This is a genomic window from Runella aurantiaca (assembly GCF_003339505.1).
GTDB lineage: Bacteria > Bacteroidota > Bacteroidia > Cytophagales > Spirosomataceae > Runella > Runella aurantiaca.
This window is the reverse complement of record NZ_QPIW01000003.1, coordinates 173,612-187,203: the sequence shown is the minus strand read 5'-3', so window position 1 is coordinate 187,203 and position 13,592 is coordinate 173,612. Positions and strand designations below refer to the sequence as shown.

Annotated in this window: 8 protein-coding genes; 4 read left to right on the top strand and 4 right to left on the bottom strand. The window is 46.5% G+C overall.

The window, feature by feature from the left end:
• The first annotated feature begins 64 nt into the window (after window positions 1–64).
• From DVG78_RS06165 to DVG78_RS06155, 3 genes are all read left to right on the top strand, one after another.
• Window positions 65–2,929, top strand: a complete 2,865-nt coding sequence (locus DVG78_RS06165) for a 3-coathanger stack domain-containing protein (RefSeq protein ID WP_114460188.1) — start codon at window positions 65–67, stop codon at window positions 2,927–2,929.
• 19 nt (window positions 2,930–2,948) lie between these two features.
• Window positions 2,949–5,807, top strand: coding sequence for an ELWxxDGT repeat protein (locus tag DVG78_RS06160; RefSeq protein WP_114460187.1), 2,859 nt, complete (start codon window positions 2,949–2,951; stop codon window positions 5,805–5,807).
• A gap of 403 nt (window positions 5,808–6,210) precedes the next feature.
• Entirely contained in the window at window positions 6,211–6,975 is a 765-nt protein-coding gene (locus DVG78_RS06155; protein ID WP_114460186.1) for an SDR family NAD(P)-dependent oxidoreductase, read from the top strand.
• Here the strand turns inward: DVG78_RS06155 and mnmC2 are convergent.
• Both mnmC2 and moeB read right to left on the bottom strand, forming a co-directional pair.
• Entirely contained in the window at window positions 6,970–7,641 is a 672-nt protein-coding gene (mnmC2, locus tag DVG78_RS06150; RefSeq protein WP_114460185.1) for a tRNA (5-methylaminomethyl-2-thiouridine)(34)-methyltransferase MnmC2, read from the bottom strand. The genes DVG78_RS06155 and mnmC2 overlap by 6 nt on opposite strands.
• Before the next feature lie 4 nt (window positions 7,642–7,645).
• On the bottom strand, window positions 7,646–8,731 hold the full coding sequence (gene moeB, locus DVG78_RS06145; RefSeq protein ID WP_114460184.1) for a molybdopterin-synthase adenylyltransferase MoeB: 1,086 nt from the start codon (window positions 8,729–8,731) through the stop codon (window positions 7,646–7,648).
• Window positions 8,732–8,847: 116 nt separating this feature from the next.
• Here moeB and DVG78_RS06140 point away from each other — a divergent pair, with 116 nt between their 5' ends.
• Window positions 8,848–9,729, top strand: coding sequence for a hypothetical protein (locus tag DVG78_RS06140; protein WP_114460183.1), 882 nt, complete (start codon window positions 8,848–8,850; stop codon window positions 9,727–9,729).
• Between the two features lie 93 nt (window positions 9,730–9,822).
• On the opposite strand, the gene DVG78_RS06135 is transcribed toward DVG78_RS06140, so the two are convergent.
• Together DVG78_RS06135 and cobA are read right to left on the bottom strand one after the other, a co-directional pair.
• Window positions 9,823–12,639, bottom strand: a complete 2,817-nt coding sequence (locus DVG78_RS06135) for a PQQ-dependent sugar dehydrogenase (protein ID WP_158549978.1) — start codon at window positions 12,637–12,639, stop codon at window positions 9,823–9,825.
• 207 nt (window positions 12,640–12,846) lie between these two features.
• The gene (gene cobA, locus DVG78_RS06130; RefSeq protein ID WP_114460181.1) at window positions 12,847–13,590 is read right to left on the bottom strand and encodes a uroporphyrinogen-III C-methyltransferase; all 744 of its coding nucleotides are present in this window, start codon (window positions 13,588–13,590) and stop codon (window positions 12,847–12,849) included.
• Window positions 13,591–13,592 lie beyond the last annotated feature (2 nt).

The following is a 13,592-nucleotide window of genomic DNA, read 5'->3' as shown; positions in this document are numbered from 1 at the left end:
AAATGAATGATTTACGACGCATGTTAATATAGAGGTTAACCGCAATCAATTTAAAAGCAAAACCATGAAAAAATCAGTTTTGACATTTGCATTTGCCTACTTGTTATTGATGGCTTCCCGTGGGGCGGCAGCCCAATCGTCGGGAGCTTTAGATATTCCTTTTAGTACTTCGGGGAAGGTCACTACTGATTTTTCAGGAACCAATGAAACGGCTTATGATGTAGCCATCAATTCGACCGGTAAACTCATTGTTGTGGGTGCCAAAACCGACGCTTACCGGGTGCTCATTGCCCAATACCTTCAAAACGGCACTTTAGACAATTCGTTTGCGGGCAATGGCAAAAAGACACAATTGGTAACGGCCTCCGATGGAAGTGGCACGGCCCAAGGGCTGGCCGTGGCCCTTCAGTCGGATGATAAAATAGTGGTTGTCGGTTTTGCCCGTTCTGTCATCAACCCTAATCACTATGAGTTTATGGTGCTACGCTTTAATACAGACGGCTCTTTAGACAATACATTCAGCGGTGATGGCATTGTACGTGAAAGTGTAAATGGCTCGGATGTATTTAATGATGTGGCCATTCAGCCAGATGGCAAAATTGTGGCAGTAGGAATAAGCAACCCAAAGATTGCGGTCAGAAGATACAATACCGACGGCAGTTTAGACATGGGCTTCTATGGCAACAGTATGACCAACTACCCGGCAGGCGAAGCTAAATCGGTAAAACTCCAAACCGATGGTAAAATTGTGGTGGCAGGAAACAGTAATAATGCCTTGGTTGGGGGGAACACCCTTGACTTTTTAACGGCCCGCCTCAACCCTGACGGCACTTTGGATACAGGTTTTGACGCAGATGGCTATGCGGTCACCCCTGTTGGAACGAGTCATGATTTTGGGCAAGCGCTCGCTATCCAATCGGATGGAAAAATAGTCGTTTCTGGTTATTCCTCCAATGGTTCAAACAATGACTTTGCCCTAATAAGGTACAATCCAAACGGCAGTTTGGATACGCAGTTTAGCGGCGATGGTAAATTAACGACCGCCGTAGGCCCCGGAGATGACCTTGCGTTTGATGTGACCCTTTCTCCCGACGGAAGCATTGTAGCCGTGGGGTCGAGCCATACGGAAGAGACTATTATAGTGCTTTTGGACGGAACGCGTGTCATTGTACCTGCCAACAGCGACGTAGCCGTAGTGAAATACGATCGTTTTGGTAATTTAAACGCTACTTTTTCGACGGATGGCAAACTGAAAATAGCTTTTGAACAAGGTGAAAACGACAACGGATATGGCGTGGCGCTGCAAAACGACGGAAAAATAGTACTTGTAGGAATGGCCGATAACGGGTCGAATCAGGATTTTTGCATGGCGCGTATTCATTCCATTTATGGTTTTGCAACGCTGGAAAATCGTATCTACACCTTTTTTGGGAATGGATATATTGAAAGTGCTCAAAACATTGTCGTTCAGCCGGACGACAAAATCATTGAAGTGGGTAGTGCCTACGACCCCGTTACGACCAACTCTTACGTAGCCATTGCCCGCTTTACGCGCTTTGGACGTTTAGACGATACTTTCTCCGGCGATGGTAAACTTCTCCTTGCTGAATCGGTGATTGACAACGTTCCTGACGGCAATGGCCTGGTGTTACAATCAGATGGTAAAATCGTAATGGCGGGTCATATTTCCAATGGAACCGACCGGGATTTTGTGGTCGTCAGATTAAACGCCAACGGAACATTAGACAACACTTTTGGGACGAATGGGCGCGTCATGATGAATATTGGGGGCGAAGACTATTTGTACGGCATCACTCAACAGGCCGACGGAAAAATACTGTTGGTGGGTAACAGTATTCAAAATGCGGTTAATAAGATAATTGTGGTTCGGCTCAATGCCACCGACGGGAGCTTGGACAATGCTTTTGACGCCGATGGGAAAATGGAGATTTTGACCACCAGTTGTCTCGACAACACAAGTATTGGTGGTGTTGAAAATAAAAAAAGCAATCAGCGGAGAGCAGCATTAAATTGTAGTGAAAGAGCATACAACATCCACGTTTTATCCAACAATAAAATTGTTTTGAGCGGGTCTATTCAAATGGATGAAATTGAGGATGACCGTGCTCATTTTCTGGTCTATCGCTTACATCCCAACGGAAGTTTAGACAATACTTTTGATGGTGATGGTAAATTAGTGACCAATGTTGCAATAAGTAAAAGTACGAGGATAAAGGCCGCTGTTCAGGCAAACGACAAGCTGATATTGTCCGGTATTTTAGCAAATCAAACCTTGGTAGCCCGGTTCAATACCGACGGCAGTATAGATAACACTTTTTCGGGCGATGGCGTATTTACAACGTCCTTTGGGGCAAATGTATCCACCAAGCCCGTTGCGGTTATTGCCCAACCGGACGGCAATGTGTTGATAGGCGGAAGCAGTGAGAATTCCTTCATTTACCATCCCGAATTTTTGATGCGCCTCAAGCCTGATGGTACTTTAGACCATAGTTTTGGTACAGAAGGGGTTTATCTGCTAACATCACTAGGATATACTGAAGAACTACTATTTGAGCCTCCATATCTTGTGAGAGACATTGCCTTAGGCAGTTATGATAGGGTTTATATTGCGGGCTACTACCTAAATGGCACCAATACTGACTTTACCCTTGAAGTTTTTCTGCAATGTAAGTTGGATGTACTGCTTACCCATTCTCTGGGTGATATCAGTACGGTACAAGTCAGTCCGGTTGTGGGCAAAACCATTCAAGCTACCAATTGGATTCAGAACACTGGCCAAGCAGAATACTCCGCCCAAAAGAGTATACTGCTAAACCCCGGTTTTGAGGCACGGGCGGGAAGTGTATTCAAAGCCAAAATCGGCGGTCATTGCTACTATTCCCAAAACCCATCTGATTTACTCCCCTAGATTTTAACCTGAATTATTTATGAAAAAGCACGTTCTTTTATTGCTCATCTGCCAATTTTCATTCTTCCTGCCCAACGCCCAAAACCCACAGATGGTCAAAGACATCAATGCGGTGGCGGCGGGGCTGACCGGTAGTAGCCAAAGTCCGGTGATCATGGGCTCATACCTCTACTTTGTACGCAATGATTCTCAACTCTGGAAAACCGATGGCACTGCCGCAGGGACGGTTCTGGTTAAACACATGAGTACACTGAATATCAATTCTTATATTTATAGCCTTACCAGAGTAGGGACAACGCTTTTTTTTACGTTCAATGATGGCGTGTATGGCAATGAGCTTTGGAAAAGCGACGGCACGCCCGCAGGTACGGTTATGATCAAGGATATTTATGCAGGTAGTATGAGTTCTCAACCATACGACTTGATAGCCTATGATGGACAATTGGTGTTTTCGGCCACCACCGCCACGCAGGGACTTGAAATTTGGAAAAGCGATGGCACGGCGGCGGGTACCGTCATTATCAAAAATATCAACCCCGGCGCGGCTAACTCCGGTTCTATTGGTTCTTATGATTTTACTATTGTACAGGGTATGCTTTATTTTAGGGCCGACAATGGCACCAACGGGGCTGAACTATGGAAAAGTGACGCAACTACGGCCGGAACGGTCATGGTCAAAGATATCAGAGCGGGCAGTGAGACATCCAGTCCATTTCAACTTACCAATGTCAGTTCTTTTACCGTCAACGATGGGGTTTTATTTTTTGTGGCCGATGATGGGACCAATGGCCGTGAACTTTGGAAAAGTGATGGTACGGCGGCGGGTACGGTGATGGTCAAAAATATTTACTCAGGTCCAGAAACAAGTTTGATTTCAGAACTTACTAATTTAGATGGTACGGTCTATTTTGCCGCCGATGATGGCTCACATGGCACGGAACTTTGGAAAAGCGATGGCACTGCGGCGGGCACCGTCATGGTCAAGGACATTCGTCCTGGTGCAAGCGGTGGGCTTGAGCCTGACCTCGTTTATTCTTATTCTATAGAATTGCGAGTGGTGGGTACTGCAACGCTCTATTTCGCTGCTGATGATGGCACCAACGGCTATGAACTTTGGAAAACCAACGGGACTTCTGTCGGCACCGTCATGGTCAAAGACATCAACACGGAAGACGATAGCAAACCTGCTAATTTTTTATCAATTGGTACTACCCTTTATTTTAAGGCGGATGATGGCACCAATGGCATTGAACTTTGGAAAAGCACCGGTACTGGAGCCAACACAACGATGGTCAAAGATATTAATCCTGCAGGAAACGGCAATCCTTATTATTTAACCAATCTGGCGGGTACATTGCTGTTTTTAGCCACTGAGGGCGCAAATGGGGCTGAGTTGTGGAAAAGCGATGGCACAGCGGGGGGGACGTCCAAAATTGTATTAAGCGGTTGGACGATTGGGGGGCTCTATAATCTCACTACTGTCCTGACACCTATTAATAATACCCTTTTTTTTGTTGCCAATGATGGCATCCATGGGGCTGAACTCTGGAAAAGCGACGGGACAGGAGCGGGGACAAGTATCGTAAAGGATATTAGCGCGGGGAGTTCAGGCTCTGCCCCTGCTTCCTTAATTAATGTCAATGGTGTGTTATTTTTCACGGCCAACAACGGAGCCGATGGGCGTGAATTGTGGAAAAGCGATGGAACCACGGCCGGCACGGTGCTGGTCAGAAACATATTGCCTAGTGATAGTGATTACGGTCCGGTTTCTCTTTTCAATTTCAACGGCACCTTATTTTTTAGTGCCGATGATGGTGTCAACGGGCGAGAACTATGGAAGTCGGACGGGACAACGGTCGGGACTGTCATGGTCAAAGACATCAATTCGGGCAGTAGCGGCAGTAGTCCGGGCAGTTTTGCCATTTTTCAGGGGCAGCTTTTTTTCAGCGCTGCTTCGGGCCTTTGGAAAACCAACGGCACCACCGCAGGGACTGTTAAAATCAGCGATTGGCCCAACTCACCGGCCGAGCTTACCGCTGTGGGCAATACCCTCTATTTTCAGGTAGATGACGGGGTGTCGGGGGCTGAACTTTGGAAATATTCCGGCGGTATTCCCCAAATGGTCAAAGACATCCAAACGGGCGGCAACTCTTCATCCCCCAATAATCTAATCAATTTCAATGGGATACTTTTTTTTGGTGCCAATGATGGGGTCAATGGAGTAGAGATGTGGAAAAGTGACGGCTCAGTGTTGGGGACGAGCATGGTCAAAAACATCAATTTGGGTAGTCATGTCTTTTACTATTTTGCTTTTACGGAGGTCAACGGTACGTTGATGTTTACGACCGAGGATGAAACCAACGGGCGAGAACTTTGGAAAACTGATGGCACGGCCGCCGGTACCGTATTGGTGAAAGATATTAATATCGGAGATGCCTTTTCTGATCCAACTGACCTAATTAACTTCAACGGTACGCTTTACTTCGCCGCTACCAATGGCTATCTTGGTAGAGAATTGTGGAAAAGTGATGGCACCAATGCGGGTACGGTTATGCTGGCCGATATTAACCCTAATAATGGCTATGGGCTTTACAACAGCAGTCTGGCCATTATGAACGGCAATCTATATTTTACTGCCAACGATGATGTGCATGGATTTGAACTATGGCGTCTGTGCGACTTCATTCGCACACCCACCGGTACCCTCTCTGCCGATCAAAAAGCATCCGAAACCGTCATAACGGTCAGTGGCAGTGCCAATACCATCCCCAACGGCGCTAATGTCGAGTATGGAGCAGGAAAATACGTGCAGCTTAATCCTGGATTTAGCACCCAACTAGGGGCCGTTTTTAAGGCGCAATCAGGCGGCTGCAATTAGTATAAAACATTTAAAATAAACAACTTACGCCACTTTCGAATGAATAAAAAAAAATTGAATGGCTGTAAATTTAGCGACAAGACCATGCAAAATTGAGTATTTTTATAGGCCCGGCCATAGATTGCTGGGCCGTTTTCATGGCAGCATTGACAAAGTTTTTTGTCAATTCGTTTTCAACGCTTTTAAGTCTACCTTGTAAGTAAGCGTAGTACAATTTCTATAGAAAATATCTCCTAATTGAATAGGTTCGCAGCTTTGGGCATACACGGCCTTCTCATCGCAATTGAGCACAATATACCCCAGTTTTGCTGAAATAATTACCCAACCCAAGCCCGCAGAACATTGGCCTTATTTTTTGTCATGAAGCTATTTTTTTGTATCGCTTAAAAGGGACTCTAATACTATGCTTTCTGAACGACTTAATTTATCTGGAAAAACAGCCGTTGTAACGGGTTCGAGTCAGGGAATTGGCAAAGCAATTGCCATTGCGCTTGCCGAATACGGCGCCAACGTAATCATCCACTATCGCCGTGATAAAAAAGAAGCCGAACAAGTGGTCAAAAAAATGAATCAACCTAAAGGTAAAGTACCGATTGTAAAAGCTGATTTTTCAAAACCAAACGGCGTCAAAAAATTTTTCAGTAGCGTTTCTAACATAACCGATGCCGTTGATATTTTGGTCATCAATGCTTCGGTACAGGTGGCTAAAAATTGGCAAGACGTTACGGAAAATGAGTTTGATTTTCAGGTCAATGCAAATTTTAAATCTACCCTTTTGTTGATGCAGCAGTTTGCCCCTGCCATGGTCAAAAAAGGCTGGGGGCGAATTCTGACCATTGGCAGCGTGCAGCAGGTTAAGCCCCATCCCGCCATGATTGTGTATGCCGCCACCAAGTCGGCGGTTTTTAATTTAGTAAAAAATGTAGCGCTTCAATTGGCCGATAAGGGGGTTACGGTCAACAATTTAGCTCCTGGCATCATTGATACGCCACGCATTCAGGCGCCTGTTCCTAAAATGGAAAAGCGAATTGCCCAACGTATGACCACGCCCGAAGGTGGCATTGGAAAACCCGAAGATTGTGCAGGCATGGCCGTATTTTTATGCTCAGACGCGGGGCGCTACATAACGGGGCAGAATCTGTTTGTGGATGGGGGCATGAGTTTATAAAATAGCCCGCAGCACTTCCCGTTTCCATTTTGGTCCGGGGTGTTTTTCAACGGTAAAACCCGCCGCCCGGAGGTTGCGTTGCACGTAGCTTTTTGAACAGTAGGTCGTTAGGTTGCCGTTTGGTTTTAACAACGCAGCCAATTGCTCAAAAACCTCCCGCTCCCAAAGTTCTGGCTGGGCCGACGGAGCAAAAGCATCGTAATAGATGGCATCAAATTGAAGTGAAGTCTCGAACTCCTGAAGCCTTGTTTGGTATTTTTCAAGCGTAAAATACGGGGAGAGTCGAACACGCCGTTCCCACACCGCTTCGTGAAGTTGTAACAATCGGTGGATTTCCAATAACCCGTCGTAATTCAATCCCCCGACCAGCTCATCTGCCAACGGATGCGCCTCAACGGTCACGTAGCGAACGGGCACCTGCGCTGTTTCGGCCTCCAACCACGTGAGCAACGCATTGAGGCCCGTACCAAACCCCATTTCAAAAACAGTTAGAGGGGCAGAACATAGACTTAACCGATAATGGCGAATGGCTTCTTTCAGACCCAAATCAATGTAAATTGACTGCGATTCCTGCAAGGCTCCGTTGACCGAATGATAATACGCATTGAGCGTTTCGTTCCATAATGTATGCGAGCCGTCGGAGGTGAGAATACGTTGAATACTCATTTTACTAGTGCATTTTCCGAAATGCCGCCAGTCCGCCTTTTAGGTTTTTCAGATTCATAAAACCATGTTGTTCACGTAGTTGTTGAATGGCTTTTTGGCTCCTCATTCCGCTTTGACAGTGAATAACAACCAATTTTTCGCGATTTATTTGACCCGTAAAATCCGTCAACACCGACAGAGGCATCAACTCTCCACCCAGGTTATCAACGGCGTATTCATTGGCCTCACGCACATCTATCAACTGAAAATCAAGGTTGTTTTTCAGCATCTCAGCCAGTTGCTCGGGGGTCACTTCCATTTCCCAATCTGGGGTTTTTATGCCGCAAAATTCATCATAATCAATCAATTTGTCAATGATAAAACGCGCGGGCAAACGGGGTATTTTTATAATTCTGGTCGTTAAGGTAAGGGCATCCATGACAAACAATTTACCCACCAATGGCTCGCCAATACCCGCCAATAATTTAATGGCTTCGTTGGCTTGCAAACTCCCGATGATGCCCGGCAAAACGCCCAAAACCCCCGCTTCGGCGCAGTTGGGCGCGAGTTCAGGTGGTGGTGGTGTGGGAAATAAATCGCGGTAGTTCGGGCTATTTTGGTAGTTGAATATGGAAACTTGCCCTTCAAAACGATAAATAGCACCATAAATAAGGGGTTTGCTCAACAGCACACAGGCGTCATTTACCAAATAGCGCGTCGGAAAATTATCTGAACCATCAATAATGAGATCGTATTTTTCTAAAATAGTAAGCGCATTTTTAGACGTAAGCTGCTCAAAATAAGGCTCAATCGTACAGAAAGGATTCAATGATTGTAAGCGTTTGGCGGTTTCTTCCACTTTAGCTTTGCCGATGGATTCTGTTCCGTACAAAATTTGCCGTTGAAGGTTGCTTTCATCGACCCGGTCGCCGTCTATGATACCGAGCGTACCCACGCCAGCGGCGGCCAAATACAATAAAATCGGACTCCCCAGCCCCCCGCATCCAATCACCAACACCTGCGCCGCTTTCAGCCGTTCTTGTCCTGCCGACCCAAATTCAGGAATCAGTAAATGGCGGTTATAACGACGTAATTCGTCCGTAGTCAGCATTTGTTAAATTTTGTTAAGACCCCTATTAAACCTTCTGGCAAAGATTTTTCTCTAAGCTAACGTACAAAAGCCTAAGCAGTCACAAAACAAATGTTAAACCTTAAACTAAAAGTTCCATGAAAATCAAAATGTCTTGGAAAAGCATAACCGCCGCCGCTGGGGTAGCGTTGATGTTGATTGCCTGCAACAAAGAAAACACGGGCCCGACGCCCGAAGAAGAAATCATTGCCGCCGAAGACAATCAGTCAATTATTGACGAAACAGAAGCGGTTTTTACGTACAATGATGAACTATTCGGGGGGCTTTCTTCGCTTCGAGAGTCAGCCGAAACTGGCACCGACAGCATCGGAAACCCAGGAAAGCGCCCACTCAAGGCCGACAAATGCGCGACCGTTTCGCGTACTGAATCCAACGGGATTATTACCATCGTGGTTGATTATGGTACCGCAAAACAATGCGAAGGCCGAAAAGTAGGCGGCAAAATGACCATCCAAATCCCCGTAAAACCGCGAAGAGATGCATCTGGCTTATTTACCCAAAACATTACGTACGAAAACTTCCAGCGTGGCCCACGCATTATCAATGGCAAACATAGCATCAACTTAGCGCTTGAAAACGGCCGTGTAGTGACCAAAGAGGACTTTACCGAAACCACCATCACCACCGAAGACGGTAAGACGATTACTTTCAGCAGCACCAAAACCCGAAAAGAAGACGCCAAAGGCACTCCGCTCAACCGTGCCGATGACGAAATCCACGTTACGGGTAACACCACCGCCACGGGCAGCGACGGCAAAACGTTCAAATCAACCATCACAAAGGTCCTTATTACCAAGATAGCGTGCCGAGGCACAGGCGGAATTTTTCCCGTGTCGGGCACCATTGAGATTGAACGCCCCGACAAACCCAAGACGGTGGTTGATTACGGCGACGGCACCTGCGACCGCACTTACACCGTTACCTCCGACGGAAAAACCATCACAAAGAGCCGTAAGTAAGCGCCGATTACTAGGCACTATAGTCCAGTTTTTTTGTTTGACAACCGCCTTGTTTTTGTCGGTTGTCAAACAAAAAACATCAATCATTTATCCTCACTTTATTTTCTGCTCTTTTACAGAAGCCCCCACGGCGGGATTACACGCCTGCGTCTCGGCCAAAAATACGCTTCCCTGTTCTGCCAAAAAACCTACCTGCAAATTCACCGTTGTTCCCGCCCGATACACCACATTGGCACCCGACTGAATTTTATTGGTTGCGGTTACCACTTGGGTAGCCTCATACACCTTGTTTTGTCCGTTAGTAATCGGATTTGTAAGAATATACTGGGTAGGACATAGTACCTCAAATGTTTGCTCGGCAAAGGCTCCATTTTGAGTATAGGCTCCCTGATAAAAAGCCCTGACTCGGACCGTACCACCGTCGCCAGTCAAGGTCACTGTATTTCCCGATAAAGTTGCGGGGCCCGAAATTAGCAAATACTGAATTGTTCCCCCCGCAGGCGTCGTACTTGCAGAGAGGGTAAAAGGCGGGTCTGTTGCTTGTTTATTAGAAATACCCGTAAAGGCAACGCTATAATTGGTAATGCTGCGATTTACGTCAAATGCCCTTTCTACTGGCAGCGCGGGGCGGTAGGTGCCATTGCCATGCTGCGTTGCCCTTAGTTCAACTTTCCCCGGTTTTCCAGTCAGGGTGACTGTATTGCCGATAACGTACGCTGGCCCTGAGGTAACGAAGTAATTGACGGGCGTTGCCCCTACTGAAGAAATAGCAGCGGCCGTCAGGGTAGCGGTTGTTGTATTTAATGGAATGTTTTGATTCGGAATCGGGCTAAAACTGAGGGTCTGAGCTGACCCGCTACACGCCACTTCAATGTCTTTACGCAAGGTGGTTGACAATCCTTCTGGGTCTGTCACGGTCAGGTAAATACGGTACCAGTACGTCGCATCGCCTACTTCACAAGTCAGGGCGTCCAAAGTTGTATTGATGGAATTACCCACTAATGCGGGGTTTCGATGCTCATGTCCATTATGAGCCAAGCCCACAATCCAACTAAATGTAAGACTGTCGGCAGGCGACTGGGCATCGGACACCGTTGCCGACAAAGTCAACGGATACGACTGACTCTCAGGAATTTGAACTAGATTATCTAAGCTACTACTTTCAATGACAGGCGGGGTGTTGTTGACATAAATATAGATGGAATCGCTGCTACTCAGTGCCCCGCTTCCGCCTGCATTGTCTTTTACGGTCAATTTTACCTTGTATTTTTTTCGCGTATTGGCAGAAGGCTTGAAAACATAGTGAGGTGCTAAACCTGTACTAAAAGCCGCGCCATCGTCTATTTTCCATTCGTAGGTTAAGGCTGTTGCTTCTGGGTCGTATGATTTTATGGCCGTAAATGCCACAGGCAACGGCGATATACCAGCGGCAGTATCGGCCTCTATTTTTGCGACGGGCGGGATATTGCCCGTGTTATAATTTAAACGGCGTATTTCATCACAAGGAAGTCCATTGCCCGTAATATAATATAGCCCCTGATCAGAGCTGTTGTAGGCCAAATGTACTATCTGGTAAGTAGTGCTCATAAAATGGGAGATAGAGGCTGGTTCGTAATTTTGGTTCAACTTCATGACCCGAATCCATTTACCCCCAAAATCAGCCATAAACAATGCATTTTGGTACGCCGCTGGAAAATTAGTTCCTGCATAAAAAGTCCCTCCCATCGTAGAGTTTCCCGTAAATGTGGGTCCTGTATACGGAAAAGACGGGGTGCCAATCTGAATTTTTGTCGTTTGGTTCAGGCACACATTTGCGGCGGTTGACAGTTCTCGGTATTCTACAATAGGTTTGCGGTAAGTAGCGGGCGCATAGGTTAAATTATCATAATCGAAATTTACCCGGTCAATGCCTTCATAACGCGGCCAACCAAAATTTTGATTAGGTCCCGTCACGGTATTGATTTCTTCGCGGGTAGTATTGCCCACATCTCCAACCACCAATACTCCTGGGCTTGCATCTTCTGGATGGTGACTCCCAGTACCTGGAATCAAATTCATTTTAAAAGGATTCCGCAGGCCTTTGGCCCAAAGACGAGACGCTGGCGCTCGCGGAGTGGCTGAATTATACAGCGGATTTGAGGAAATTCCGTTCCCTGTAGCGGGATCGATACGAAGCACTTTACCATTGTGCGAATCATCTCTTTGGGAGCGATAAGCTCCAATATTATGCTCGGCAGTGATAACCCCCGCATTGATTGCTAACTGATAACTGCCCCGGTAGCCCTCATCAACGCCCGCCGAAGCCCCGTCGCCTGTTGAAACCAAAAGCGTACCATCACTGCCAAAAACGAGCGAGCCGCCAGCGTGGTTGATACTGATAATCGGTATTCCATCAGCAGGGCTTGTTCCAATCAATACCAATCGACTATTGGGATTCACTGTTGTAAAACTCGGACTTGCTCCAAGGTCTGCGGTGTATCGGGTCACCCTAACAATAGACCCCGTTTGATCTGATCCATCGCCGCCATTTGTACCGTTCAACAAAAACTGGCGATTGACCGCGTACATAATATAAAAGTAGCCATTTGTCAGAAAATCGGGGTCAAGTACCAGTGAAACTAGCCCTAAATCACTGTTATTAAGCACTTCTCCCGAAATATCAAGCAGTAAATATTTTTGTTGCAATGTCCCGTTTGCTCCAAATAGAAAGGCCCACACTTTTCCGCTACTCTCACAGGCATACATTTGTCCAGCTGCATCAAATGTCACCCCTGTAAGATTCGTAAGCCCCTCATCAATTCCACCTTTCACCTTCAACTGATCTTGAAAACCAGACGGTTGGGCATAGCTGGAAATACTACAAAATATCCACCCTACCCAAATACCCACAAGGATCAATCGGTAATTCATCGCTGTATTTTTATCCAATAAAGCCATTTCTCTTATCTAAGTGCGTTGTTTTACAAAACTTTACAAAATAAAATGATTAATTCTAATGAAGAATAATACCTCCAAAAGATAATGGCAGGCCATTGGAGAATTTAGGGGCAAAAAAAATGGTTTTTAAGCATCATGCTCAAAAACCACTTAGGCAAAAGGTACTTAATGAAGGGTGGGTTAATAATTCACAAGTTGAGTAATTTTTTTTACGTTGTCGGCGAGTTGGGCTACCGCACCCAGCACAATGATGGCGGGCGAGCCTACGCCTTCGGCCTGTACCAGTTGCAGAATATTTCCTACTTTACCAGTTACAATTTTTTCATCAGAGCGCGTACCGTTTTGGATAATGGCCACTGGTAATTCGAGCTTGCCAAGTTGGGCATAGGTTTCAACAATCTCCGAGAGTTTGTGCATCCCCATCAACACCACCACCGTGGCCGACGATTGTGCCGCGAGGGCCAAATCATTCGAGAGTTTGTGGTCTTTGGTAGTGCCCGTCACCACCCAAAAACTCTCGCTCAGGCCGCGCGTAGTCAAAGGTATTCCTGCCAAGGCAGGAACGGCATAACTGCTCGAAATACCCGGCACCACCTGCGTTTCGATGCCGTGGCGCTGCGCGTATTCCAATTCTTCATACCCTCTACCAAAAATAAACGGGTCGCCGCCTTTGAGGCGAACTACGTGGCCGTATTGCTGGGCATATTCTACAATCAAATGGTTGATTACATCCTGATTACAGCTGTGCTGAGCAAAGCGCTTTCCGACGTTGACAATGATACAGTCGGGCTTACAATACTCCAACAACTCTGTGCTTGCCAGCGCATCATGCAGCACCACATCCGCAGATTTTAGGGCCTTAATACCTTTGAGGGTTATTAAATCGGGGTCACCCGGTCCCGCACCTATGAGCGTAACTTTCATAT

What these genes read in the sequence shown, in the direction of transcription:
- DVG78_RS06165 (WP_114460188.1), top strand. Translation starts at nt 65, where the DNA reads ATGAAAAAATCAGTTTTGACATTTGCATTTGCCTACTTGTTATTGATG.
- mnmC2 (WP_114460185.1), bottom strand. Translation starts at nt 7,641, where the DNA reads ATGAGTATTCAACGTATTCTCACCTCCGACGGCTCGCATACATTATGG.
- DVG78_RS06135 (WP_158549978.1), bottom strand. Translation starts at nt 12,639, where the DNA reads ATGAATTACCGATTGATCCTTGTGGGTATTTGGGTAGGGTGGATATTT.
- moeB (WP_114460184.1), bottom strand. Translation starts at nt 8,731, where the DNA reads ATGCTGACTACGGACGAATTACGTCGTTATAACCGCCATTTACTGATT.
- DVG78_RS06155 (WP_114460186.1), top strand. Translation starts at nt 6,211, where the DNA reads ATGCTTTCTGAACGACTTAATTTATCTGGAAAAACAGCCGTTGTAACG.
- cobA (WP_114460181.1), bottom strand. Translation starts at nt 13,590, where the DNA reads ATGAAAGTTACGCTCATAGGTGCGGGACCGGGTGACCCCGATTTAATA.
- DVG78_RS06140 (WP_114460183.1), top strand. Translation starts at nt 8,848, where the DNA reads ATGAAAATCAAAATGTCTTGGAAAAGCATAACCGCCGCCGCTGGGGTA.
- DVG78_RS06160 (WP_114460187.1), top strand. Translation starts at nt 2,949, where the DNA reads ATGAAAAAGCACGTTCTTTTATTGCTCATCTGCCAATTTTCATTCTTC.